General features: G+C 61.7%; 16 protein-coding genes. 5 read left to right on the forward strand and 11 right to left on the reverse strand.

Annotation, left to right across the window (positions count from 1 at the left end):
- Positions 1–30: 30 nt before the first annotated feature.
- Complete coding sequence (locus BUA36_RS28590) at positions 31–444, reverse strand: phiTE_015 family protein (protein ID WP_072790516.1); 414 nt, start codon at positions 442–444, stop codon at positions 31–33.
- A gap of 419 nt (positions 445–863) precedes the next feature.
- On the opposite strand from BUA36_RS28590, the gene xth reads away from it, so the two are divergent.
- Positions 864–1,628, forward strand: coding sequence for an exodeoxyribonuclease III (gene xth, locus BUA36_RS28595; protein WP_072790519.1), 765 nt, complete (start codon positions 864–866; stop codon positions 1,626–1,628).
- Here xth and BUA36_RS28600 read toward each other — a convergent pair.
- From BUA36_RS28600 to prpB, 8 genes are all read right to left on the reverse strand, one after another.
- Positions 1,625–4,870 (reverse strand): bifunctional diguanylate cyclase/phosphodiesterase, encoded by a 3,246-nt coding sequence (locus BUA36_RS28600; protein ID WP_307188254.1) that lies wholly within the window; start codon positions 4,868–4,870, stop codon positions 1,625–1,627. The genes xth and BUA36_RS28600 overlap by 4 nt on opposite strands.
- Positions 4,871–5,007: 137 nt before the next feature.
- The gene (locus BUA36_RS28605; RefSeq protein WP_072790526.1) at positions 5,008–6,669 is read right to left on the reverse strand and encodes a cation acetate symporter; all 1,662 of its coding nucleotides are present in this window, start codon (positions 6,667–6,669) and stop codon (positions 5,008–5,010) included.
- Positions 6,666–6,974, reverse strand: a complete 309-nt coding sequence (locus tag BUA36_RS28610; RefSeq protein WP_072790529.1) for a DUF485 domain-containing protein — start codon at positions 6,972–6,974, stop codon at positions 6,666–6,668. The genes BUA36_RS28605 and BUA36_RS28610 overlap by 4 nt, the downstream gene beginning before the upstream one ends.
- Before the next feature lie 72 nt (positions 6,975–7,046).
- Entirely contained in the window at positions 7,047–8,915 is a 1,869-nt protein-coding gene (locus BUA36_RS28615; protein ID WP_072790532.1) for a propionate--CoA ligase, read from the reverse strand.
- Between the two features lie 27 nt (positions 8,916–8,942).
- Complete coding sequence (gene prpF / locus BUA36_RS28620; protein ID WP_072790535.1) at positions 8,943–10,124, reverse strand: 2-methylaconitate cis-trans isomerase PrpF; 1,182 nt, start codon at positions 10,122–10,124, stop codon at positions 8,943–8,945.
- The gene (gene acnD / locus BUA36_RS28625) at positions 10,125–12,722 is read right to left on the reverse strand and encodes a Fe/S-dependent 2-methylisocitrate dehydratase AcnD (RefSeq protein WP_072790538.1); all 2,598 of its coding nucleotides are present in this window, start codon (positions 12,720–12,722) and stop codon (positions 10,125–10,127) included. It lies immediately after the preceding gene.
- A gap of 2 nt (positions 12,723–12,724) precedes the next feature.
- Positions 12,725–13,873, reverse strand: coding sequence for a bifunctional 2-methylcitrate synthase/citrate synthase (gene prpC / locus BUA36_RS28630; RefSeq protein WP_072790541.1), 1,149 nt, complete (start codon positions 13,871–13,873; stop codon positions 12,725–12,727).
- A 14-nt stretch (positions 13,874–13,887) separates the two neighbouring features.
- Complete coding sequence (gene prpB, locus BUA36_RS28635) at positions 13,888–14,775, reverse strand: methylisocitrate lyase (protein WP_072790543.1); 888 nt, start codon at positions 14,773–14,775, stop codon at positions 13,888–13,890.
- A gap of 145 nt (positions 14,776–14,920) precedes the next feature.
- On the opposite strand from prpB, the gene prpR reads away from it, so the two are divergent.
- The 4 genes from prpR to BUA36_RS28655 all read left to right on the forward strand — a co-directional run bounded on the left by prpR (position 14,921) and on the right by BUA36_RS28655 (position 19,264).
- Positions 14,921–16,552 carry a propionate catabolism operon regulatory protein PrpR gene (gene prpR, locus BUA36_RS28640; protein WP_072790546.1) on the forward strand — a complete coding sequence of 544 codons (1,632 nt, stop codon included), beginning with the start codon at positions 14,921–14,923 and terminating at the stop codon, positions 16,550–16,552.
- Between the two features lie 101 nt (positions 16,553–16,653).
- Entirely contained in the window at positions 16,654–17,520 is an 867-nt protein-coding gene (locus BUA36_RS28645; protein WP_072790548.1) for an alpha/beta fold hydrolase, read from the forward strand.
- Between the two features lie 2 nt (positions 17,521–17,522).
- Positions 17,523–18,560, forward strand: coding sequence for a sensor histidine kinase (locus BUA36_RS28650; protein WP_072790551.1), 1,038 nt, complete (start codon positions 17,523–17,525; stop codon positions 18,558–18,560).
- Positions 18,560–19,264 carry a LytR/AlgR family response regulator transcription factor gene (locus tag BUA36_RS28655; protein ID WP_072790554.1) on the forward strand — a complete coding sequence of 235 codons (705 nt, stop codon included), beginning with the start codon at positions 18,560–18,562 and terminating at the stop codon, positions 19,262–19,264. Before BUA36_RS28650 ends, BUA36_RS28655 begins: the two co-directional genes overlap by 1 nt.
- Here the strand turns inward: BUA36_RS28655 and BUA36_RS28660 are convergent.
- Both BUA36_RS28660 and BUA36_RS28665 read right to left on the reverse strand, forming a co-directional pair.
- Positions 19,261–21,693, reverse strand: coding sequence for an FtsX-like permease family protein (locus BUA36_RS28660; protein WP_072790557.1), 2,433 nt, complete (start codon positions 21,691–21,693; stop codon positions 19,261–19,263). The genes BUA36_RS28655 and BUA36_RS28660 overlap by 4 nt on opposite strands.
- A gap of 96 nt (positions 21,694–21,789) precedes the next feature.
- Complete coding sequence (locus BUA36_RS28665; protein ID WP_072790561.1) at positions 21,790–25,116, reverse strand: S41 family peptidase; 3,327 nt, start codon at positions 25,114–25,116, stop codon at positions 21,790–21,792.
- Positions 25,117–25,155 lie beyond the last annotated feature (39 nt).

Raw genomic sequence — 25,155 nt, forward strand, 5'->3', positions numbered from 1 at the left:
GCTTAATCAAGCGGCGTAAAGCCTTGCACTTTACGCGTTCTGGCGTTCGGTGGTCTTGGCGACCACTGGCTCTGCCGCTTGTTCCTGCTGTTTCTTCTTCAGGCCCTGCACGACTTTCAGGATATCATCCATGCCGCGCTCACCCCCCAGCGAGGAAAAGGCATCCAGCACCTCGTTCAGCACCTGATTACGCACTGCGGCTTCATCGGGGTTGATTTCCTGTGGTCGCTGCAGAGCGGCGGCAGCGGCGCGCTTGTCAGCGGCAGCGGCTTCCTTCTGCGCGGCGGTCTTGCGGCCGCCTGGCGGTTTACCATGTTCCAGCGCCGCTTGCCAGATGACCCAGCGGCGTTGCGTTTCGAAGACCAGATATTCGTCTGGTTTGTCTTCACGGCGGCGAACGATATGTCCGTCGCGCTGTGCCCATGCCTCAAATGCAGATCGCATTTTTATTCCTTTGCAAATGCGCTAAGCGCCATTCACTGTAAAAAACCACAAGTAATTTCCGTATAGTATCATTTATTGCGTCACCACAACACAAAAATATACGCAGGCTTAACTGTTTTAGTTGCTAAACGGAAACACAAGTTTTCCACTCAATTTATATTAGTATATTTCTATTCTGCTTACTTTGTCTTGCCTTTCCGTTCTATTTTGACAACAACGAGACAGTATTGGCAATTTTTTTTTGATTTCACACATTTTGCAACATTTTAGGCCCTCGACCACGACTCAGGAAAGGGTTTTTCATGTTTTTTCATACAACTTTTAAGTTTGATAATTACATGTGTTAAATCTGGATACGGTAAGATGCAAGTCACTCAGGGCAATCGCCCCCCTTGAACCCCGCTAGGAATCACTGTCTCATGAAATTAGCCACCTGGAATGTTAACTCTTTGAACGTAAGACTGCCGCACGTTATGAAGTGGCTAGAGGAGAACCCCACTGATGTGCTATGTATTCAAGAAACAAAATTAACTGACGACAAGTTTCCTGCAGGCACTATTGAGGCCGCTGGCTACCATGTGGTCTACACCGGTCAGAAGACCTATAACGGTGTCGCCATCCTCTCCAAGCTGCCGATTACGGATGTTGTTAAAAATAATCCAAAGTTCGAAGATCTTCAGCAGCGTATCCTTGCCGCAACAATCGATGGCGTGCGTGTGGTGTGCGCGTATGTACCGAACGGTCAAGCCGTCGATTCGGACAAATACGAATACAAAATGGCCTGGCTGTCGGCCTTCCATGACTGGATCAAGGAAGAAGCCGCGCAGCACCCGCAGTTGGCGGTCGTCGGCGACTACAATATTGCGCCGGAAGACCGCGACGTCCATGATCCGGCCGCGTGGGAAGGCATGGTGCACGTCTCGCCCAAGGAGCGCGCTGCGCTGACCCGCCTGCTGGACATCGGCCTGGTCGACGCCTTCCGCCTGTTTGAGCAGGCCGACAAATCGTATAGCTGGTGGGATTACCGCGGTCTGGGCTTCCGCCTGAATAAAGGCCTGCGCATCGACCACATCCTGCTGTCCGACGCGCTCAAACAACGTTGCACTGCCTGCGTGATCGACCGCGTACCACGCAAGTGGGAGCAGCCGTCCGATCACACCCCGGTGATCGCCACCTTCTCTTAAGTACGCGGCAGCAGCAGCTGGGCCGTGATGTGCGGCACCGGCTGCGAGAACAGATAGCCTTGCGCGTACTGGCAGCCGTGCTGCTGCAGCAGCGCATACTGCCCTTCCGTCTCCACGCCCTCCGCCACAACGGACAGCTGCAAGCTGTCCGACAAGGCGATAATCGCCGCCACAATCGCGCGGTCTTCCGCGCTCTGCTCCAGGTCCTTGATGAAAGCACGGTCAATCTTGATCTTCTTGACGGGGAAACGCTTCAGATAGGCCAGCGATGAATAGCCGGTGCCGAAGTCGTCGATCGACAGGCGGATGCCCATGGCGTTGATGTGGCCAAGGATCTCCAGCGTCTGCTCGCCGTGCTGCATCAGCGCCGTCTCCGTAATCTCGAATTCAATCAGCGCCGGATCGATGCCGGTTTCGTCGAGGATGGCGCGGATGGATTCCACCAGTCCCCGATGCATGAACTGGCGTGGCGACAGGTTGACCGCCAGCGGCACCGGCGTCATGCCCTGGCTTTGCCACACCTTGCTTTGCCTGCAGGCCTCGCGTATCACCCATTCGCCGATCGGCACGATCATGCCGTTTTCCTCGATGATGGGGATGAACTGGTCCGGCGTCACCAGCTCGCCGCTGGCGCCGCCCCGGCGCCAGCGCAGCAGCACTTCCATCGCGTGCAGGCGGCGCGTGCCGATGTCCATGATCGGCTGGAAGTAGAGCTCAAATTCGTTGGCCGCCAACGCACCGCGCAGGCTGGACTCCAGTTCAAAGTGGCGCGCTGCCGTCAGATTCATCGCCTCCTTGAAGAACTGGTAGTTGTTACGGCCGTTGGCCTTGGCGTGGTACATGGCACTGTCGGCATTGCGCATGAGCGTTTCGACGTCCTCGCCATCATCGGGGTACACGCTAATGCCGATCGATGGCGTGATGTGCAGGTTGCGCCCTTCGAGCGGGAAGCTGTCCGACAAGGCCTCGATCATTTTCTCTGCCACCTGGCTGGCCTCTTCCACCGTGCGGATGCCCGGCACCAGCACCACGAATTCATCGCCGCCCAGGCGGGCCACGGTATCGCTGGCGCGCACCGCGCGGCACAGGCGGCCGGAGACTTCCTTGAGCAACTGGTCGCCCGTCATGTGGCCCAGCGAATCGTTGATGGTTTTGAAGCGGTCAAGATCGATGAACATGACCGCCAGTTTGCGCTCGGTACGCTGCGCGGCCAGCATGGCGCGGTCCAGCCGGTCTGACAGCAGCGCGCGGTTCGGCAGGCCGGTCAGGCTGTCGTGATAAGCCATGTGATGCACGCGCGCCTCGGCCTGGCGGCGCTCCACAATCTCGCCTTGCAGCTGCGCGTTGGCGCCGGCCAGTTCGGCAGTGCGTTCCTGCACCCGCAGCTCCAGCTCATCGCGCGCGCGGGCGACGGCTTCTGCGGCTTCGCGCCGCGCCGTGATGTCATCCACCAGCCACACCGAACGGCCACTGTTGTGCGCCAGGTCGAATGGGCGGCCGGACAGGCGCGCCCAGAAAGTCGTGCCGTCCTTGCGCACCAGCTCATATTCCGACACATTGACCTGCGCTGCGCGAAAATCGCGCACGGTCTCGGAACGCGCATGCTCCCATGCTTCCTTGTCGGCGTAGAAGGCCTGCACGCTGAGGTGATTCATTTCACCCGGCCTATAGCCGAACAGCTCTTCCATCTTGCGGTTGCAGCGCAGGTTACGGCCATTCTCCACCACCGAGATGCCCAGCACCGCGCTGTCCAGTATCGCCTGGTTCTCCAGCAGCGCATTACGCAGCGCTTCTTCCGCGCGCTTTTGCTCGGTACGGTCTTCGATCACCCAGATGGTGCCCTGCGTCGGATCGTCCGGATTCACCACATAGCCGATCAGCTGCGCCCACAAGGTGCTATCGTCGGCGCGGCGCATTTCGATCTCGGTCTGGAACGGCCGGCCAATCGACAGGAAGGGGAAGGCTTCCGCGCCCAGCTTGTCGTAGGCTTCCTGCGATGGATACAGCGCGCGGCCCGGCAGGCCAAGTCCGGACGTCTCGTCGTAACGGAACATCTCGGCGAAACCACGGTTGTAGCGGGTAATCAGCCGGTTCTTGGTGAACAGGATGCTCATTGAGGCGTTGGTCATGATCGCCTCGACCTCCATCTGCGTTTGCAGCGAGTGCGTGACGTCTTCCAGAATCCAGATGGTGCCGCCGCCGCGCTGCTCCGCATCGACCGCCCGTGCGCGTACGCGGCACCAGAACAAGCTGCCGTCCTTGCGTTTGAACTGATACGCCTTCTTTTCAAATGGCTGGCCGACGCCCAACTGCGGCGCGGCCTCCCGGCCAAATTCCTCGTAATGTTCAGGCGACTGGAACACGATGGACGAGTGCAGCCCTTCCATCTCGCCAGCCACATAGCCGAACATCTCCGCCATGCGCGCATTACAGCGCATCATGATTTGCGATTTGCTGAACAGGATGCCGACCGATGCGTTATCCAGAATCGCATTCTGCTCCAGCAGCATGCGGCGCATGATCTCTTCATCCAGCTTATGCTCGTTGATGTCTTCCATGATCCACACCGTGCCTTCGGTGGTGTGCATGGGATCGATGGCGCGGCCATACAGGCGCGCCCAGAACAGTGTGCCGTCCTTGCGGCGCAGCTGAATCTCCGAAATGAAGGACTGTCCTTGCGACAGCAATGGTCCCGCATCCACGCCCAGCTGAACGAAGGCCGACTCGCTGGGATGCACCACGACGCTCGACGCGCCCTCCAGCTCATCGCGGCTGTAACCGAGCATTTCGGCGCAGCGGATATTGCACTCCTGGATAACACCATCCTTGCTGAACAAAATACCGACAGCGGCATTTTCCAGGATGGCCTGCTGCTCCAGCAGTGTTTTGCGCAGCGCACGCTGGTCGCGCTGGACGTCGGTGATGTCGTGGAAGACGATGGTCACGCCACCGGTATCGGCGCTGGCGGGCAGCGGTTTGGACCACGCTTGCACCGACAGGTACTGTCCGTCGGCGCAGGTCAGGCAGCTGTCCCAGCGCCCTTCGCCACGCAGGCTGGCCAGACTGGCGGCACGCACGTGACGGGCAAACAGGTCGCTGATCGGACGCCCTCCCGGATCAACGCCGAGCAGTGCCACCAGTTCCCTGTTCGCAGCCAACACCGTGCCGTCCGCAGCGCAGGCGCAGGCAGGTACGCCGATCAGCGCCAGCGCGTCGGCTACGAAATCCGGATTGGTCGACACTCGAAACCTTGGCAGCATAGTTGGCAGATCATAAACCACAATTGCCTGATGATGCCATTTTGGTGCATCGTGCGCGGGCCTAAAAACGACAATGCCCGGCGAACCGGGCATCGTCTTACGCACATCTTGTCAAAATATTAGTGCGCGCTGGCGCCTGCTGCGCCGATGCCGGTTTCGGAGCGCATCTGCTGCGCTTCAAAGCCTGCGCGATCGATGCGTGCGCGGTTGCTGCGGTCCAGCAGCGAGAACACAAAGATGCAGACAAAGGCCGCCGGCATCGAGAAGATGGCGGGCGAAGCATACGGGAATACTTCATGTGCATTCCCCAGCACGTCCACCCACACCGATTTGGAGAGCACCGTCATCACCAGCGCCATGGTCAGGCCCACAAAGCCGCCGATGGTGGCGCCGCGCGTGGTGCAGTCCTTCCACAACACGGACATGAACAGCACAGGGAAGTTGGCCGATGCAGCAATCGCAAACGCCAGCGATACCATGAAGGCGATGTTCTGCTTCTCGAACGCGATGCCCAGCACCACAGCAACGATGCCCAGTGCGATGGTGGTGATCTTCGATACTTTAAGTTCGCTAGCGCCGCTGGCCTGGCCTTTGGCGATCACGGTGGCGTACAGGTCGTGCGATACGGCCGATGCACCGGACAGCGTCAGGCCAGCCACCACCGCGAGGATGGTAGCGAAAGCCACGGCCGAAATAAAGCCGAGGAACACATTGCCGCCCACCGCTTTCGCCAGGTGGACCGCTGCCATGTTGTTACCGCCCAGGAGTTTGCCGGCGGCGTCCTTGAACTCCGGATTGGTGCTCACCAAAACAATGGCGCCGAAACCAATGATGAAGGTCAGGATGTAGAAGTAAGCGATCCAGGTGGTCGCCCAGAACACCGACTTGCGCGCTTCCTTCGCGCTAGGTACGGTAAAGAAGCGCATCAGGATGTGCGGCAGGCCGGCGGTACCGAACATCAGCGCCATGCCGAACGAGATCGCGGACACCGGATCCTTGATGAAGGTCCCAGGTCCCATGATGGCGTCTTTTTTCGCGTGCAGCTCGACCGATTTGGCAAACAGCGCCTCCGGGCTGAAGTTGAACTGCGCCAGCACGGCGATGGCCATGAAGCTTGCGCCGCCCAGCAGCATCACGGCCTTGATGATCTGCACCCAGGTGGTCGCGGTCATGCCGCCGAACAGCACGTAAATCATCATCAGCGTACCGACCAGCACCACCGCGACCCAGTACTCCAGGCCGAACAGCAGCTTGATCAACTGGCCCGCACCAACCATCTGCGCGATCAGGTAGAACGCCACCACCACCAGCGTGCCGGAAGCGGAGAAGATGCGGATAGGCGCCTGCTTGAAACGGTAAGCCGCAACGTCGGCAAACGTGAAGCGGCCCAGGTTACGCAAGCGCTCCGCCATCAGGAAGGTGATGATAGGCCAGCCAACCAGGAAGCCAATTGCGTAGATCAGGCCATCGTAACCGTTCAGGAACACGGAAGCGGAAATGCCGAGGAAGGATGCTGCCGACATGAAGTCGCCCGCAATCGCCAGGCCATTCTGGAAGCCGGTAATGCCGCCGCCAGCGGTGTAGAAGTCCGACGCGGAGCGGGTCTTGGCCGCAGCCCATTTGGTCACAAACAGCGTGAACACCACGAACACGGCGAACATGGTGATCGCCACCCAGTTGGTCGGCTGGCGCTCGGCCTGACCGAGATCGCCACCAGCGGCTATCGCCGCGCCACCGGCCAGCAGCAGCGCTGCCGGAATCAGACGCTTAGCGGCACTCATGCTTGCACCTTCGCCTGGATGGCCTGGGTCAGCGCGTCGTACTTGCTGTTCGCACGGCGTACATAAATACCGGTGACCAGCACCGTGAACACAATGACGAACAAGCCGATCGGCATGCCCCAGGTCATGACACCGGTGCCGGTTTTCGCTGCCAGGAATTCCTTGTCGAAGGCGATGAGGAGAATGTAGCCGTAATAGACCACCATCATGAGTGCGGTCAGCAGCCAACCGAACCGCGAGCGCTGGCGGACCAGCTGGTGATAATTGGGATCTTGTTTGATCTTTTGAACCAGATCTTGTTGCATGGTGAGTCTCCGTTATTGATGCTCTTCTATTCGAGCTTATACGCAGAATAGAAGAGCAGCCTTACCGGGGCCTTACAACCGCAACGCGCGTTGTATCTGTTGTAGCGATGCCGGATCTTCGATGGCAGTGAGGTCGCCGGGGTTGCGGCCTTCGCAGATGGCCTGTATCGAACGGCGCAGCAGCTTGCCCGAACGCGTCTTCGGCAGCTGCGTGACGAAGTACACGCGCGCTGGCCGCGCCACGGCGCCAAGCTGGCGGTCCACTACCGACATCACATCCTGCTCGCTGGTCGCGGCATTGGCATCTTTCAGAATCGCGAACGCCACAGCCACCTGCCCTTTGAGCTTGTCCTCGACACCCACCACCGCCACTTCCGACACGTTGGGGTGACTGGTGATGGACTCCTCGATCTCGCGCGTACCCAGCCTGTGACCTGCAACGTTAATCACGTCGTCGGTGCGGCCGAGGATGAAGTAGTAGCCATCCGCATCGCGCAAGCCCCAGTCAAAGGTGGAGTAAACCATCTTGCCATCATGTTCGGACCAGTAGGTATCGACAAAGCGCTGATCGTCGCCGTACACCGTCTGCATGCAGCCAGGCGGCAGCGGGCCTTCCACCATCACCACGCCTTTTTCATTGGCGCCGCATTCCTGGCCGTTAATTTCGTTAATCAGCCTGACCTTGTAGCCGTACATGGCAAGGCCGGGACTGCCCAGCCGTGTCGGGGTGTCTTCTATCCCTTTGGCGATAGACAGGATCGGCCAGCCGGTTTCGGTCTGCCAGTAATTGTCGATGATGGGCACATTCAGTTCGTCAGCAATCCAGCTTGATGTGGTTTCATCGAGCGGCTCCCCAGCCAGGTACAAGGCCTTCAACGAAGACTTGTCGTACTTGCGCATGAATTCCGGCGCCTGCTTGCGCAGCACGCGGATTGCGGTCGGCGCCGAGAACATGCGCGTTACCTTGTACTTCTCGACGATGCTCCACCAGATGCCAGGGTCCGGACAAATCGGCAGCCCCTCGTACATGATGGTCGCCATGCCGGCGATGAGCGGGCCGTAGACGATGTACGAGTGCCCCACCACCCAGCCAATATCGGACGTCGCAAAGAAGGTTTCGCCGGCCTTGCCGCAGAAGTTGTACTTCATCGACGCCGCCAGCGCGACAGCGTAACCACCGACATCGCGCTGCACGCCTTTCGGCTTGCCAGTGGTGCCGGAGGTATAGAGAATGTATGAAGGTTCGTTCGATTCCAGCCATGTCACCGGCACATGGGCTGCCAGATGCGCGGCACGCAACGCCGCATAGTCCACGTCGCGGCCTTCAACCATTGCCATCGGCGCCAGGCCGCGATCCACCAGCAGCACGCGCGACGGCTTGGCCGACGACAGCGCGATGGCCTCGTCCAGCAGCGGCTTGTACGGAATCGCCTTGCCGTTGCGTGAACCGGCATCGGCAGAGACAATCAGCACCGGCTTGGCGTCGTCGATACGGCTGGCCAGGCTGTTGGCAGCAAAGCCGCCGAACACCACCGAGTGCACCGCGCCGATACGGGCGCAGGCCAGCATGGCGAAAGCCGCTTCGGCGATCATCGGCATGTAAATGAGGACGCGGTCCCCCTTGCGCACGCCCAGCGACTGCATCATCGCCGCCCAGCGCTCCACTTCCGCGCGCAGCTCGTTAAAGGAATAGCAGCGCTCCGTGTTGGTTTCGGTGGAGATGGCGATGAGCGCGGGCTGGTCGCCCTGCGTTGCACACCAGCGGTCCACCGCGTTGTGGCACAGGTTCGTATGTCCGCCCACGAACCAGCGGGCGAACGGCGGCTTGGCGTAATCCAGGACTTGCGTGAAAGGCGTGTTCCAGTCGATGAGCGCTGCCTCGTCCTGCCAGAATTGTTCAGGCGTGACGATAGAGCGCTGATAGAACTCAGCGTACTTCATGTCTCCTCCGGTGTTTTGTGTAAAGCGTTAAGCGGGTACGCGTACCCAGCCTTCCATCAATACCCGCGCGCTGCGGCTCATTACCGCTTTTTTCACGCTCCATTCTCCGTTCTGCTGCACCGCTTCGGCGCCGACCCGCAAGGTGCCAGATGGGTGGCCGAAACGCACCGCACCGCGTTCGCCGCCGCCCGCCGCCAGGTTCACCAGCGTGCCGGGAATCGCCGCGGCCGTACCGATCGCGACGGCCGCCGTGCCCATCATGGCGTGATGCAGCTTGCCCATCGAGAGCGCGCGCACCAGCAGGTCCACATCGCCCGCCGCGACAGCCTTGCCGCTGGACGACGTGTACGGTTTGGGCGGCGCCACAAACGCCACCTTCGGCGTGTGCTGGCGCGTGGCCGCTTCGCTCAGGTCCTTGATGAGGCCCATGCGCAGCGCGCCATGGGCGCGGATGGTTTCAAACATCGCCAGCGCCTTGCTGTCGCTGTTGATGGCGTCCTGCAGCTCGGCGCCGGTGTAGCCGACAGCATCGGCATTGATGAAGATGGTCGGGATGCCGGCATTAATCATGGTCGCCTTCAACGTGCCGACGCCAGGGACTTCCAGATCGTCGATCAGTTGGCCGGTCGGGAACATCGAGCCGCCTGCGCCCTCTTCTTCCGCTGCCGGGTCCATGAACTCCAGCTGCACTTCCGCCGCCGGGAACGTGACGCCATCCAGCTCGAAGTCACCGGTTTCCTGCACTTCGCCGTTGGTCATCGGGATGTGGGCGATGATGGTCTTGCCGATATTGGCTTGCCACACGCGCACCACGGCCACGCCATCGCGCGGCAAGCGGGCTGGATCAACCAGACTGCCGCTGATGGCGAAAGCGCCGACTGCCGCCGACAGGTTGCCGCAGTTGCCGCTCCAGTCCACAAAGGCTTTATCGATGGATACCTGGCCGAACAGGTAATCGACGTCGTGGTCCGGGCGCTCGCTGCGGGACAGGATCACCGTCTTGCTGGTGCTCGATGTCGCGCCGCCCATGCCGTCGATCTGCTTGCCGTAGGGGTCCGGGCTGCCGATTACGCGCAGCAGCAGCTGGTCGCGCGCGGCGCCCGGCTGCTGCGCCGCTTCCGGCAGATCCTGCAGGCGGAAGAACACGCCCTTGCTGGTACCGCCACGCATATACGTGGCGGGAATTTTGATTTGCGGTTTGTGGCTCATTTAAGCTGCCTTTGCCGATTCAAGGAAGTCCTGTGCGAAGCGCTGCAGCACGCCACCGGCTTCGTAGATGGAGACTTCTTCCGCAGTGTCGAGACGGCAGGTGACCGGCACCTCGACCTGCTCGCCATTGCGGCGGTGGATCACTAGCGTCAGCGTCGCGCGCGGTTCGCGCTTGCCGATGACGTCATAGCTCTCGGTGCCGTCCAGCGCCAGCGTCAGGCGGTTCACGCCCGGCTTGAACTCCAGCGGCAGCACGCCCATGCCCACCAGATTGGTGCGGTGGATACGCTCGAAACCTTCCGCCACAATCGCCTCCACGCCAGCCAGGCGCACACCCTTGGCGGCCCAGTCACGTGACGAACCTTGGCCGTAGTCCGCGCCAGCGACGATAATCAGCGGCTGCTTGCGGTCCATATAGGTTTCAATCGCTTCCCACATGCGCAGCACTTTGCCTTCCGGCTCCACGCGCGCCAGCGAGCCGGCTTTCACATTGCCGTCGGCATCGCGCACCATCTCGTTCTTCAGCGTAGGATTCGCAAACGTAGCGCGTTGCGCGGTCAGGTGGTCGCCACGGTGGGTGGCGTAGGAATTAAAATCCTCTTCCGGCAGGCCCATTTTGTGCAGGTATTCGCCCGCAGCGGAATCCATCATGATCGCGTTCGATGGCGACAGGTGGTCGGTGGTGATGTTATCGCCGAGGACCGCCAGTGGACGCATGCCTTTCAGCGTGCGCACGCCTGCCAGCGCACCTTCCCAGTATGGCGGACGGCGGATGTAGGTCGATTGCGCGCGCCAGTCGTACAAAGGCGCGGCCAGTTCGCTTGCCTCTTCGCTGCGCGCAAACATCGGGATGTAGACTTTGCGGAAGTGATCCGGCTTGACGCTGGCCTCCACGATGGCGTCGATCTCTTCGTCGCTTGGCCACAGGTCTTTGAGCGTGACCGGCTTGCCTTCGGCGTCATGGCCCAGCACATCCTTCTCGATGTCGAAGCGGATGGTGCCGGCAATTGCGTACGCCACCACCAGCGGTGGCGAGGCCAGGAAGGCCTGCTTGGCATAAGGGTGGATACGGCCGTCAAAGTTGCGGTTGCCCGACAGGACAGCGGTGGCATACAGGCCGCGGTCCACCACTTCTTTCTGGATCAACGGGTCCAGCGCGCCGGACATGCCGTTGCACGAGGTGCAGGCATACGCCACCACACCGAAGCCCAGCTTTTCCAGTTCAGGCATCAGGCCCGCCTCTTCCAGGTACAGCGTGACCGCTTTCGAGCCTGGCGCCAGCGAGGACTTGACCCAAGGCTTGCGCAGCAGGCCGGCCTTGTTGGCATTACGCGCCAACAGGCCGGCGGCAATCATGTTGCGCGGATTGTTGGTGTTGGTGCAGCTGGTGATGGCGGCGATGATGACCGCGCCGTCCGGCATCTTGCCTGGTTCGTTCTCCACCACGCCCGAAATGCCGCGTGCCGCCAGTTCGCTGGTGGGCACGCGCTTGTGCGGGTTCGATGGGCCGGCGATGTTACGCACCACGGTCGACAGGTCGAATTTCAACACGCGCTCGTATTCGGCCGTCTTCAGGCTGTCCGACCACAGGCCGGTGTGCTTCGCGTACTGTTCGACCAGCACCACCAGTGCATCATCGCGGCCGGTCAGCTTGAGGTATTTGATGGTCTGCTCGTCGATGGAGAACATCGCGGCAGTGGCGCCAAACTCCGGCGCCATGTTGGCGATGGTGGCGCGGTCGCCCAGCGTCAGCACGGTCGCGCCTTCGCCGTAGAACTCCAGGTAGGCCGACACCACTTTTTCCTTGCGCAGGAATTCCGTCAGCGCCAGCACCGTGTCGGTGGCGGTGATGCCCGGCTGCGGCTTGCCGCTCAGCTCAACGCCGACGATGTCGGGCAAACGCATCCACGATGCGCGGCCCAGCATCACGGTTTCCGCTTCCAGGCCGCCAACGCCAATCGCGATCACGCCGAGCGCATCGACCATCGGCGTATGCGAGTCGGTGCCGACCAGCGTATCTGGATAAGCCACACCATCCGTCACCTGGATCACCGGCGACATGCGCTCCAGATTGATCTGGTGCAGGATGCCGTTACCTGGCGGGATCACGTCCACATTCAGGAAGGCCTTCTTGGTCCAGTCGATGAAGTGGAAACGGTCTTCGTTGCGGCGGTCTTCAATCGCGCGGTTCTTGTTGAAGGCATCGGGATCGAAACCGCCGCACTCTACGGCCAGCGAGTGGTCCACCACCAGCTGGGTTGGCACGACAGGATTCACCAGCGACGGATCGCCGCCCTGCTCTGCGATTGCATCGCGCAGGCCGGCCAGATCGACCAGCGCGGTCTGGCCCAGAATGTCGTGACACACCACGCGCGCCGGGAACCATGGGAAGTCCAGATCACGCTTGCGCTCGATGAGCTGCGACAGCGAGGCAGTGAGCATCGCCGGGTCGCAGCGGCGTACGAGGTTTTCTGCCAGTACGCGCGAGGTGTATGGCAGTTTGGCCCAGGCGCCTGGCTGGATCGCATCAACGGCTTCACGCGCGTCGAAATAGTCTAGCTGGGTGCCGGGTAAATTCTTGCGGAATGCAGTGTTCATGATTATTGACGGTCCTTGATCGGAACGAATTTCAGGTCTTCAGGGCCAACGTAGTTGGCGCTTGGACGAATGATCTTGTTGTCGATGCGCTGTTCGATAATGTGCGCCGACCAGCCGGAGGTACGCGAGATGACGAACAGCGGCGTGAACATCGCCGTCGGCACGCCCATCATGTGGTAGGACACAGCCGAGAACCAGTCCAGGTTCGGGAACATCTTTTTGATTTCCCACATCGTCGATTCCAGACGTTCAGCGATGTCGAACATCTTGGTCGAACCGGCTTCCTCGGACAGCTGGCGTGCGACTTCCTTGATGACGACGTTGCGCGGATCGGATACGGTGTACACCGGGTGGCCAAAGCCGATCACCACTTCCTTGTTGGCGACGCGATTGCGGATATCCGCTTCCGCTTCATCCGGATTCTCGTAGCGCTTCTGGATTTCAAAAGCGACTTCGTTGGCGCCGCCGTGCTTGGGGCCACGCAGCGCGCCGATCGCGCCGGTGATGGCCGAGTGGATATCGGAGCCGGTGCCCGAGATCACGCGGCTGGTGAAGGTCGAGGCATTGAACTCGTGTTCCGCGTACAGGATCAGCGACGTATGCATCGCGCGTACCCACGATTCCTGTGGCTTCTCGCCATGCAGCAGGTGCAGGAAGTGGCCGCCGATGGAGTCGTCGTCGGTTTCCACTTCGATGCGTTTGCCATTGTGGCTGAAGTGGTACCAGTACAGCAGCATGGAACCGAACGATGCCATCAGACGGTCGGCGATATCGCGCGCGCCTGGGGTGTTGTGGTCATCTTTCTCCGGCAGCACGCAGCCCAGCACAGAGACGCCGGTACGCATCACGTCCATCGGGTGGGCCGATGCTGGCAGGGCTTCCAGTGCGGCTTTCACCGCTTGCGGCAAGCCGCGCAGCGATTTCAGCTTGGCCTTGTAGCCTTTCAGTTCAGCGGTGGTCGGCAGTTTGCCGTGCACCAGCAGGTAGGCGATTTCCTCGAACTCGCAGGTGTTGGCAACGTCCAGAATGTCGTAGCCGCGATAGTGCAGGTCATTGCCGGTTTTGCCGACGGAGCACAGTGCAGTGTTACCAGCAGCGACACCCGACAGGGCGACGGATTTTTTAGGCTTGAAAGTGGTGGTTTCGGTCATGTCGGTATCTCCTCTTATTTCTTCTGTGCGGCGAACAGTGCGTCCAGCTTCTGTTCGAAATCGTGATAGTTGATGCGCTCATAGAGTTCAGCGCGGGTCTGCATAGTATCGACCACGTTTTGCTGCGTACCATCGCGGCGGATCGCGCCGTAGACGTTTTCCGCCGCCTTGTTCATGGCGCGGAAGGCGGACAGCGGATACAGCACCAGGCCCACGTCTGCACTGCGCAACTCGTCGACGGTGAACAACGGGGTCGAACCGAATTCAGTGATATTGGCAAGCACCGGTACTTTGACGGCGGCAGCGAATTTCTTGTACATGTCCAGCGTGATCATCGCTTCCGGGAAGATCATGTCGGCGCCCGCTTCCACGCAAGCGACTGCGCGGTCGATGGCAGCGTCCAGGCCCTCAACGGCCAGCGCATCGGTTCGGGCCATGATGACAAACTGGTCGTCGGTACGTGCGTCCACGGCGGCCTTGATGCGGTCAACCATCTCTTCCTTGCTGACGATTTCCTTGCCCGGACGGTGGCCGCAGCGCTTGGCGCCTACCTGGTCTTCGATATGGGTGGCAGCGGCGCCAAACTTGATCAGCGATTTCACGGTGCGTGCGACGTTGAAGGCGGAGGCGCCAAAACCGGTGTCCGAATCGACCAGCAGCGGCAGGTCGCAAACGTCGGTGATACGGCGCACGTCGGTCAGCACATCATCCAGATTCGAGATACCCAGGTCCGGCAGGCCGAGCGAACCCGCAGCCACACCGCCACCCGACAGGTAGATCGCCTTGAAGCCGGCACGCTTGGCCAGCAATGCATGATTGGCGTTGATGGCGCCGACCACCTGCAACGGGGATTCTTCCTGGACGGCTTTGCGGAACGCGGCGCCTGCGGAGTAGTGACTCATGTTGTGACCTTTCGATATTGCGTTGAAGTTGCGCTTTGTAGTGCAAGGGCTATGCCAGAGCGTCAAGCCATATAAATCAACAACTTACGGCGGGCGCATCGTTTCAATATGAAACATTGAAACAAATTTGAACTATAATTGAAACATGCGACATTCCACGCCCCTGCCCTTCGACGCCAACGACAAGCCGGTTATCTGGACGGTTTCGGTATCGCGCCTGTCTGATCTGTTCCGTGACATCACACTCGAATACGACAGCCTGGCGACCATAGAACCGATCAACCTGGGCTTCGACGAAGCGGCCAGGCATATCCGCGAACGGCTGGCGACGGAGCGCTGCGATGCGGTGATTTCGGCAGGCTCCAACGCCGCCTACCTGAAAGGCCGTTTGTCCGTGCCGGTGGTGATCGCCAAATTCAGCGGGCTGGATGTGATGCAGGCGCTGGCGCGCGCGCGGCGCGTGTCCGAGCGCATCGGCATCATCACGTATCAGGACCGGCTGGCGGAGCTGGCGGAGTTCTCGGCGACCTTTGGTTTCGACGTCGAACAGCGCACCTATGTCACTGAAGAGGATGCGCGCGCGCAGATCAACGACCTCAAAGCGGCGGGCATCAAGGCCATTGTCGGCGCCGGCCTGATTACCGACCTGGCCGAGGAAGCCGGCCTCACGGGCGTGTTCGTGTACTCGGCCACCTCGATCCGCCACGCATTTGACGATGCACTGGAAATGGCGCGCCTGACGCAGCTGGAATCCAATCGCAGCCGCTCGCGCAACGCGGTGGTGACGGACACGCTGCGCGCCAAACATGGCATCAATGACCTGCGCGGCGACTCGGCGGCGATGGAGAACGTGCGCCAGTCCGTGGTGCTGTATGCGAAATCGCCCGCCACCGTGCTGATACAAGGAGAGACCGGCTGCGGGAAGGAACTGGTGGCGCAAGCCATTCACCGCGAAGCGCCGCGCACGCTGGGCCAGAACCGTCCCTTCGTCGCCGTCAACTGCGGCGCCATCGCCGAGTCGCTGCTGGAGTCGGAACTGTTTGGCCACGAGGAAGGGGCGTTCACTGGCGCCCGTCGCGGCGGCCATGCAGGCTTGTTTGAGGCGGCCAACCACGGCACCCTGTTCCTCGACGAGATCGGCGAAATGCCGCTGACGCTGCAAACCCGTTTGCTGCGCGTGCTGGAAGAACGTGAGGTCGTGCGCGTCGGCGGCACACGGCCGATACCAGTCAACGTCCGCATCATCAGCGCCACGCACTGCGACCTGGAACAGCGCGTGCGCGAAGGCCGCTTCCGCGCGGATCTTTTCTACCGGCTGGCGGTGTTGCGCCTGACGTTGCCACCGCTGCGTGCGCGTCTGGACGACGTGGTAGCGCTGGCCGAATGGTCGCTGAAAAACGCGCTGGCATCGCTGAGCGCACGGCCGCATCCCAATCTGCACGCCGAGATGACTGCCTGCGCGCCGCTGCTGCAACGCTACGACTGGCCTGGCAATGTGCGCGAACTGCGCAACCTCACCGAGCGCCTGGCGCTCTTCCTCGCCGCCGAACCGCTGCAGGCGCTAACGCCCGCCTTCATGCTCAGCGTCGCACCGGAACTGGCTACCCGCACCGCCGCGCCGGCTGGCCCGCCACCACCTGCGCCGACCGCGCTGCCGCAGACCGGCGAAAGCGTCCACGCGGTGCTGGCCCGCTTTGGCGGCCGGCGTGACGCTGCGGCCGATTACCTGGGCATCAGCCGCACCACGCTGTGGCGCAAACTCAAAGCAGAGAACTGACAACCGTTCATCCAGCTGAACAACCACTCATCCCAAAACCGTCGCGGCCGGCGTGGCGCGCCGATAGCATGTGATCTCCAACCTCACTCACGGAGAAACAGATGCCACGTTCGCTGCTCAAAACCGCCATCACTATCGCTGCCAGCCTGGTCCTGGGCCACGCCGCAGCGGCCGACCATCCTTCGTTCAAGGTCGATGTGACCGGCCAGGGCGCACCTGTCATCCTGATTCCCGGCCTGGGTTCGCCCGGTGAAGTATGGTCGGGCACGGTGGCGCACTACTGCGGCAAGCGCCAGTGCCACGTGCTATCGCTGGCCGGTTTTGCGGGCCAGCCAGCCATCGGCACGCCGCTGATCGCCACGGTCGAACAGCAGCTCAGCGACTACATCCGGGAACACCAGCTCGAACATCCAGTTGTCATCGGCCATAGCCTGGGCGGTTTTATCGGTATGAAGCTGGCGTCCGATCACCCCGCGCAGGTCGGGCGCCTGGTCATTGTCGATACCCTGCCGGCACTGATGGCCGCACGCATTCCCGGCACCACGCCAGAACAGCTGAAACTGATCGCCGAAGACATGCGAACCCGCATGCTGGGCCAGGATGCCCAGGCAGCCAGCGCCAGCACGCTCGAATCGCTGCGCAGCATGATCAGCAAGCAGGAAGACATTGACCGCGCCATGGCCTGGGCAAAGCAATCCGACCGCATGACAGTGATTAATACCTTGGCAGAGATGACGGCCGACGACCTGCGCCCTGGCCTGAACCACATCACCGCGCCGACGCTGGTACTGGGCAGCTGGATCGCCTACAAAAACTACGGCAACAAGGACAGCTTCACGCAGCTGTACAAATCCCAGTACCAGCAACTGCCCAACGTCAAAGTGGAGCTGGCTGACAACGCCCGCCATTTCATCATGTACGACGATCCTGCATGGATGTATGATCGTATTGATAACTTCCTCAACTAATCATGAACAACGACCATCCCCTGCTTCCGCGTTTGAACTGGTACTGGATATTTCAACTCGCCGGCTGGAGCTTCCTGCCGCTGATGATGACCGCGTCCATGCCGGCCGAGGTGCGCCTCAACGGCTTGATCATCGCCAGCTGGGGTGCGCTGTCCGGCATCATCCTTTCAGACATCTGGCACCGCATCCTCAAGCGCCGCATCCACTACGGCATTGCGGTGAACTGGGCGATGATGCTGCGCGCGGTACTGGTACTGGGCGTCATCAACACCGGCACGCAAACGCTGGGCTATGCGCTGATTAAACCATTCGGCGAATGGCATGGCGTCGCCTGGCTGCCAGGCGCGCTGCTGTTCTGGTGGGCGGCGCACATGGTCTGGAACATCTGCTACATGGCGGTGCTGTCGCTGCGCCGTGCCAACCGCGCGGAAGCCGAAACACTGCGGCTGGAAGTCGCCGCCAAGGATGCGGAACTGCGCGCCCTGCAGGCACAGGTCAACCCACATTTTTTCTTCAACAGCATGAACAGCGTGCGCGCGCTGATTTATGAAGACCAGAATGCCGCCGCGCAGATGATCGACCAGCTGGCCAGCGTGATGCGCTATGCACTGCAGTCCGGCCACCACGACACCGTGCCGCTGGCGGCGGAGATCGAGGCTGTTCAGGCTTATCTCGCGATTGAAAAAATCCGCTTTGAAGAACGCATGCGCGTCAGCGTAGATATCGGCATAGGCCTGGAGCGGGTACGCATTCCGCCCATGGCCTTGCAGACGCTGGTCGAAAACGCCGTTAAATATGGCGTCGAAACCAGCCCTACTGGCAGTGACATCCGCATCCGCGCGCAGCGTCTGGACAACGGTGCGGTGCATATCGAGATCGCCAATCTGGGCGCGATTGTGCCGTTTGCGAATTCCACCAAAGTTGGCCTGGTCAACACGCGCAAACGCCTGGCGCTGGCGCTGGGCGCCAACGCGCAGCTGGATCTGTCTGAAAACAGTGGCTGGGTACGCGCCACGCTTACCTTGCCGGAGGCCGCCTGATGCGGGCATTACTGATAGACGACGAGCGCCTGGCGCGCGCCGAACTGCGTCGCCTGCTGGCGGCGCATCCTGATGTGGAAATTGTGGGCGAAGCAGTCAATGCCGCCGATGGTGTACAGCAGATCAATGCGCTCAAGCCAGATCTGGTTTTCCTCGACGTGCAAATGCCCGGCGGCAGCGGCTTCGACATGCTGGAAGCACTGGAGGAAGCGCCAGAAGTCATCTTCACCACCGCGTTCGATCACTATGCCTTGCAGGCGTTTGAAGTGAATGCGCTGGACTATCTGCAAAAGCCGATACAGGCGGCGCGCATGGCAAGCGCGCTGCAACGCTGCGCCGCACGCCGACTGCGCATCGCTTCGGCCATGCCGTCGGCGGCACGAAAGCTGTTCATCAAGGATGGCGAGCGATGCTGGTTCGTCGCGGTCCAGGATATCCGCCTGTTTGAATCGGACGGCAATTACACGCGCGTCTATTTCGACGATCAGCAGCCGTTGATGCTGCGTTCCCTGAACCAGCTGGAAGAGAAGCTGGACCCGCAACGCTTCTTCCGCGCCAGCCGCCGCCACATCGTCAACCTCGATTTCGTCGAGCAGGCAGAACCCAATGATGCCGGCGGCCTCGATCTGACATTGCGCGACCAGCTTGCCGTCGAAGTGTCCCGCCGCCGCGCCCCGCAGTTCAAGGCCCTGACGATGCTCTAACTGCGCAATGCCTCTGCCGGTGACAAGCGCATCGCCAGCCAGGTGTGGCGGCTGATCGCGCCAAGCGCGATGGCAAGCGTCAGGCACAGTGCGATCAACAAGGTCCAGTAGCCCACAGGCGCATGCTCCACATAGCCCGACAGATAGCGGTGGGTCGCGATGGCCGCTGCCGGTAAGCCGATGGCCGCGCCGGCCAGCACCAGCAAGCCGATCTCGCGGATGACCAGCAGGCCGACGTCACCAGCGCGCGCGCCGTGCAGTTTGCGCATGACGATCTCCGGCGCGCGCCGCTGCACCGTGTTGGCCGACAAAACGTAGGTGCCTACACCAGCGATGATAAGGGCAATGCCTGTCGCCACAGCCAGCAGCTTGGCCATGCGTGCGTCTTCCGCATAGTTCTGTGTCAGGATCTCGCCAGCGCGGTGCATGCGCAGCAGCGATTCGGGGAAGTAGCGCGGCCAGAGTTCCCGCACGCTGTTTTCTACCTGCGCCATCGATCCATGCACACGTATCGTCAACGCGCCACCGGCAGTCCACAGCTCGTAAGCGGTGGCGCGTGGCGCCTCATGCAATGAACGGAAGCGCAATTCCGGCGCGATACCGACGATAGTCTTGTTTATCGTGACATTATCGAATCCGGTGAACAGTACCGTTTCACCGATGGCCGCCTCCGGCGTCGCGAAGCCCAGCTCGCGCGCGGCGATGGCATTGATGATCACCGGGATTTTGTCGTCATCCCTGTCAAAGCCACTCCTGAACAGGCGCCCCGCCACCGGTTTGAGACGCAGCTGTTCGAAGAAATTCGCGCTGACCGATTTCATTTCCATGGCCGCTGCCTGGCCACCGGGACGTTTCAACTCCCGCGTCCACAGCCAGTCGAGACGACCGACCGGATCTTCCGAAATCGCCACGCCTTCCACACCTGGCTGCGCTGACAGCGCCGTGTACAGGCCGCGTGCAGCAGCGTTGTCGCGTACACGTTCCGGCATTTCGACCACCAGCAACGGCGATGGTTCAAAGCCGGGCGAAGACGTCATCGCATAGTGCGTCTGCCACGCAATCGCAATCGTGACGCCGGCCAGGCCCATGGCGGCGGCGATCTGCACTACCGTCAGCACACGGCGCAAGCGCATGCTGGCTCCCGACTCCGTACCTGGACGCCCGGCCAGCACCCGCGTGGGATGCACACGCAGCGCGATCAGTGCCGGGTACACGGCGCTGACCACGCCCAGCAGCCCACCCAGCGTCACTGCCATGGCGATATTCTGCAGATTGAACACATCATCGAGCTGGCGCGCGACCAGCTGCGAAAAGGCCGGCAGCGCCAGCCAGGCCAGCAGCAATCCCAGCGCCGTGGCCAGCATCGACATCAGCAGCGACTCCAGCATGAAGTGCATGACGATCTGCGGCACGCTGGCGCCCAACACCTTGCGCATCGCCACCTCGCGCTGGCGCCGCAACACGCGCACCGTCGCCAGATTGACATAGTTGATCGCCGCCAGCGCCAGTATCAGCACAGCGATGGCGGCCAGGCCGCCGATCAGCATGGGGTCGCCACGGTCGCCTGCCACGGCAATCGGGTTGTCGCGCACCTGGGTGGCGAAATAGGCGCTGCGCAACGGCGACATGGAAAGCTCCAGCGTCTTGCGCTTGCCGAGGCGCGCCATGACGTCGGGCGGGAAGCTTTGTACGCTCGGCGTGCGGTCGACTACCTGCTGCAGGCTGTCCGTCAACGCCGCAACCGAGGCGCCGGGACGGACGCGTATCAGCAGCTTGCCCATCCAGCCATGTTCGCCGGTGAGCATCTCATGCCGCACCTCGTCGGCAAACGTGGAGTTCACGCCAAACAGCAGCTCAAACGGGATGGTGGTATTGGATGGCGGCGTGGCGACGACGGCGCCGACCCGCAGCGGCTTGCCTTCCGCATGCAGTACGCGTCCCACGACGTCCGCCGTGGCAAACAGGCGGTGTGCCGCAGCCGCCGTCAGGACGATCTGGTCCGGCCGCTCCAGTGCCACGGCAATATCGCCATACAAGGTGCGCAGCCCCAGTACCTGTTGGAATCCCGGGATGACGGTCAGCGCCCGCACCCGCAGGATTTTACGATCGATGCGTACCGCCAGCGGCAGCACCTCCTGGCGTGCCGGGATGTAGCAGGTCGCATCCACCACGCCTGGCAGTTGGAGCGCCGCCGCCCGCAGGAACATCGGCGCCAGATCGTACACCGGTTCGGAAGGATCGACATTGAAACGGTGACGAACGACGTAGATGTTATCCGCGTCAGGCACCTGTGCATCGTATTCCAGCGAGTAGCGCACAAAGCCCAGCAACAGCAGGCACGCGGCCAGGCCGGCGCTCAATCCGAGCATGACGGCCAGCGTATAAGCCGGTTCCTGTATCAGCGTGCGCCAGGCGATGCGAAAATCCATAGGTTTCAGTCCGTAGTGAAGTTGTCACGACAGACTGCAACATCCATGCCACGCGGATTTCGCATCGATGTGTTCAAAAGTGGACGCTTGCGCTGTTCACTTCCGGACAGCTTGCTGATTCAGTCCCGGGATCACCTGAGGCTGATAGGGCTTGACCGGCTGCTCCGTCATTTTTTTGGACAGCAGCTGCAGCGCCACTTCCAGCTGGCGGTCCTGGCCTTGGTAGGTGACGTGCGGCGGATTGTCCACCACCACGTCCGGCGCAACGCCAACGCCTTCAATCAGCCATTGGCCGTCTTCGGAATTGAACTGCCCCATCTCCGCCACGCGCGCCATGCCGTTATCGCTCAGGCGATTGTTATCGCTGAGCCAGACCCCGGCGCCAGCGGTGCGTTTGCCGACCAGCGGACCGAGGCCCAGCGCCTTGATGCCGGCGGCGAAGGTCTCGCCGTCCGAATACGTGTATTCATCCACGAGCACCGCCAGATGGCCGCGGAAAGTATTCTGCATATTCGGCGACGGCTGCACGCCCGGCGGCGCCCAGAACGCCCACGCCTTGCGCAGCAGCTTCTCGATGATCCAGCTATCGATATTGCCGCCGTTGTTGCGGCGGACGTCGATGATGAGCCCTTCGCGATTCACGTTGGCGTAAAAGTCGCGGGCAAACGAGGCGATATCATTCGGTCCCATCGCGCGCAGGTGCAGATAGCCGATACGCCCCTTGGATGCAGCTTCCACCTGGCGCGCGCGCGATTGCTCCCAATCGCTGTAGCGCAGCACACTCTGTTTGGCCATCGTCACCGGCAGCACAATCACCGCGCGCGTTTCCGCCTTGCGCTTCACTTGCAGCAGCACCTGTTTGTCGGCCTGGTTCAGCAGCAGGTCGGCGATGTCACGCGCCTCCAGTACGGACTTGCCGTTGACGGCGGTGATGATGTCGCCCTCTTTCACATCCACGCCAGCCTGCGCCAGCGGGCCGCGTTGTGCCGGCAGCTCAGGTTCGCTGGCGTAGATATGGTCAACGCGGTAGCCGTCGGCGGTACGCGACAGCAGCGCGCCCAGGCCGGCGGGCGTGCCTTCCGGCGCCGAACGGCGGATATCGCCAGGGCGGATCTGCGAGTGCAGCGCGCCTACTTCGCTAATCATCATACCCAGCACATCGTCCAGCTCTGCGCGGTCGGTCACGCGGTCCACCAGCGGCGCGTACTTGGTACGCACCACCGGCCAGTCGGCGCCGCGCATCTTCGCGTCGTACAGGAAGTCGCGATGCATGCGCCAGGCGTCGTTGAACATCTGCTTCCACTCCAGGCGCGGATTGGAGGTGAAGGTCCAGTCATCCACCTTGACCTTGGCCTTGCTGGTGTCAGTCGGCGCTTTAGCGCCCGCTTCAACGATCAGCATATCGCCCGCGCCGGCGCCCGCCGTGCGGTAATAGACGTGCTTCCTGTCGGTCGACAGATCGAACTCGCGCACGCCGGCCGCAAACACTTCCGGCTTCGGCTCGTTGTTGGCAATCGCCAACGTCTTGAGTGCGGCCTTGCCATCGCTGCCGTCGGCGTCGATGAAGTACAGCCGCTTGTCGTCGATCTGCAGGTTGCGGTAATTGCCCGCCGGGACAGGCACTTCATACAGACGCTCCGCCAGGCCCGCGTAGGCAATCGCCGGCAGGGATTTGCCGCTGGCCTTCGGTGCAGTCTTGGCGACGGCTTTTTCCGCGGCTTTTTCTGCCGCCTGCTCGGTCGCGCCTTCGGCCGGCTTGTCGCTAGGTTTGTTCAGCTCATCATCCGGCTTGAACGGGAAGCGGTTCTCTGCCTGCAGCGCCAGCGCGTAGATGCCTGTGCGCTTGTCGAACACGGGCCCCATATTGCGGTCGCCCCAAGGCGAGCCGTTCGCCAGCTGGAAGTTGCGGGCGGAGAGGAAGTACAACCATTTGCCGTCCGGCGAGAACACCGGCGAACGCGAGGTGTAGCGATCGCTGGTCACGAAGGCCAGCTGTTTCGATTCGATGTTGTACAAACCGATCTGGTCGCGCTGCTCGGTGCTGGCGGCACGCACCAGCGCCAGATTTTTGCTGTCCGGCGACCACAGGATTTCCTCGTACTCGCCGATGCCGGATTTGCCCGCATCATCGATCACCGTGTTGGCCCTGGTGGCCAGGTCCAGCAGCCAGAAGCGGCCCTTCTTGTCGGTGTGACCCAGCCAGCGGCCGTCCGGCGATGGGTACAGTTGCCAGCGGTGATTGTTGCCATCCTTGGTCAGCTGCTCGCCCTTGCCGGAACCGTCGGCGGCGAATCTCCAGATTTCGTTTTCGCCGGTGGTATCGACAATCGCGTAGATGAATTTGTCGTCATGGCTGAACACGGCCTGGCGTGCACGCGCGCCTTCCGGGATGGCGATTTCCACGCGGCGTTGCGCGCCCGTACCTGCCACGCTGACGCGGCCGCGCGCGGTCAGCACGATGCGTTCGAACTTGCCGGCGATCTGCACATTGGTCAGGTTCTCAAGCGGAGAACGGATCTGGCGCGAGCGTTGCTGGTCAAAGTCCGACACCAGGTTGATGGCCAGTTGCTCATCCTTGTTGGTGGCCAGGTCCAATACGTGAACATCTGCGCCCAGCTGGTAGGCGATGCGGCCATCGCCCATGCTGGCGTTGCGCACATCCCAGTCGGTGTAGTTGGTCAGCTGGCGTGGCTCGCTGCCGTCGGCGGCCATGGTCCACAGATTGTCCGAGCCGCCGCGGTCGCTGATGAAGTAAAGCCGGCCCTGCCACCACATCGGCCGCTTGTTGTTGCCCGTATCGGCAGCCAGCAGCTGGGTGGCTTCCGCATTGCCGCCCAGCTCGTAACGCCACAGCTGCGCGTAGGCGCCACCACGATAGTGTTTGACGTTATCGTTGGTCATGGCCAGGCCGTTGCGCGTGAAATACAGCGTCTTGCCGGCGTCATCCAGCACCGCGTCGTTGGCATCGGCCAGCGGGAAGATGCGGCGTTGCAGATCGTCCGGCTTGACGGCGGCAATCACCAGCGCGCGGCCAGGACCTTTGCCGTCCGCCATGCTGACCAGCACCTCGCCCTGCGCGCTCCAGCCCAGCACCGACACGGCGCCGTTTTCAAACGTGATGCGCTTGGGCAGGCCGCCGGCCAGCGGCATCACATAGGCTTCCTGCGCGCCCTCGTAGGACGCAGAAAACGCCACCCAGCGACCGTCCTGCGAAATCGCGGCATTGGTTTCGGCGGATGGGTGCGTCGTCAGGCGCTGCGCCTGGCCGCCGTGCGCGCTGGTGCGCCACAGATCGCCCTCGGCGGTGAACACCACGCTGTCGCCACGGACAGCAGGAAAACGGTAATAAGCGTCGGCGGCAGTGGCAGTGGACAGCAGACCGGCGGACATCAACATCAGGGCAAGCGGACGAGACAGGTTCATGGGACAGTGTCAAAGGTTGTCTAATGGAACGGCAATTTT

Source organism: Duganella sacchari, assembly GCF_900143065.1.
GTDB classification, from domain to species: Bacteria; Pseudomonadota; Gammaproteobacteria; order Burkholderiales; family Burkholderiaceae_D; genus Rugamonas; species Rugamonas sacchari.

What these genes read in the sequence shown, in the direction of transcription:
- prpR (WP_072790546.1), top strand. Translation starts at nt 14,921, where the DNA reads ATGCGACATTCCACGCCCCTGCCCTTCGACGCCAACGACAAGCCGGTT.
- BUA36_RS28665 (WP_072790561.1), bottom strand. Translation starts at nt 25,116, where the DNA reads ATGAACCTGTCTCGTCCGCTTGCCCTGATGTTGATGTCCGCCGGTCTG.
- BUA36_RS28615 (WP_072790532.1), bottom strand. Translation starts at nt 8,915, where the DNA reads ATGAAGTACGCTGAGTTCTATCAGCGCTCTATCGTCACGCCTGAACAA.
- BUA36_RS28610 (WP_072790529.1), bottom strand. Translation starts at nt 6,974, where the DNA reads ATGCAACAAGATCTGGTTCAAAAGATCAAACAAGATCCCAATTATCAC.
- BUA36_RS28655 (WP_072790554.1), top strand. Translation starts at nt 18,560, where the DNA reads ATGCGGGCATTACTGATAGACGACGAGCGCCTGGCGCGCGCCGAACTG.
- prpC (WP_072790541.1), bottom strand. Translation starts at nt 13,873, where the DNA reads ATGACCGAAACCACCACTTTCAAGCCTAAAAAATCCGTCGCCCTGTCG.
- prpF (WP_072790535.1), bottom strand. Translation starts at nt 10,124, where the DNA reads ATGAGCCACAAACCGCAAATCAAAATTCCCGCCACGTATATGCGTGGC.
- BUA36_RS28650 (WP_072790551.1), top strand. Translation starts at nt 17,523, where the DNA reads ATGAACAACGACCATCCCCTGCTTCCGCGTTTGAACTGGTACTGGATA.
- BUA36_RS28605 (WP_072790526.1), bottom strand. Translation starts at nt 6,669, where the DNA reads ATGAGTGCCGCTAAGCGTCTGATTCCGGCAGCGCTGCTGCTGGCCGGT.
- prpB (WP_072790543.1), bottom strand. Translation starts at nt 14,775, where the DNA reads ATGAGTCACTACTCCGCAGGCGCCGCGTTCCGCAAAGCCGTCCAGGAA.
- BUA36_RS28645 (WP_072790548.1), top strand. Translation starts at nt 16,654, where the DNA reads ATGCCACGTTCGCTGCTCAAAACCGCCATCACTATCGCTGCCAGCCTG.
- xth (WP_072790519.1), top strand. Translation starts at nt 864, where the DNA reads ATGAAATTAGCCACCTGGAATGTTAACTCTTTGAACGTAAGACTGCCG.
- BUA36_RS28590 (WP_072790516.1), bottom strand. Translation starts at nt 444, where the DNA reads ATGCGATCTGCATTTGAGGCATGGGCACAGCGCGACGGACATATCGTT.
- BUA36_RS28660 (WP_072790557.1), bottom strand. Translation starts at nt 21,693, where the DNA reads ATGGATTTTCGCATCGCCTGGCGCACGCTGATACAGGAACCGGCTTAT.
- acnD (WP_072790538.1), bottom strand. Translation starts at nt 12,722, where the DNA reads ATGAACACTGCATTCCGCAAGAATTTACCCGGCACCCAGCTAGACTAT.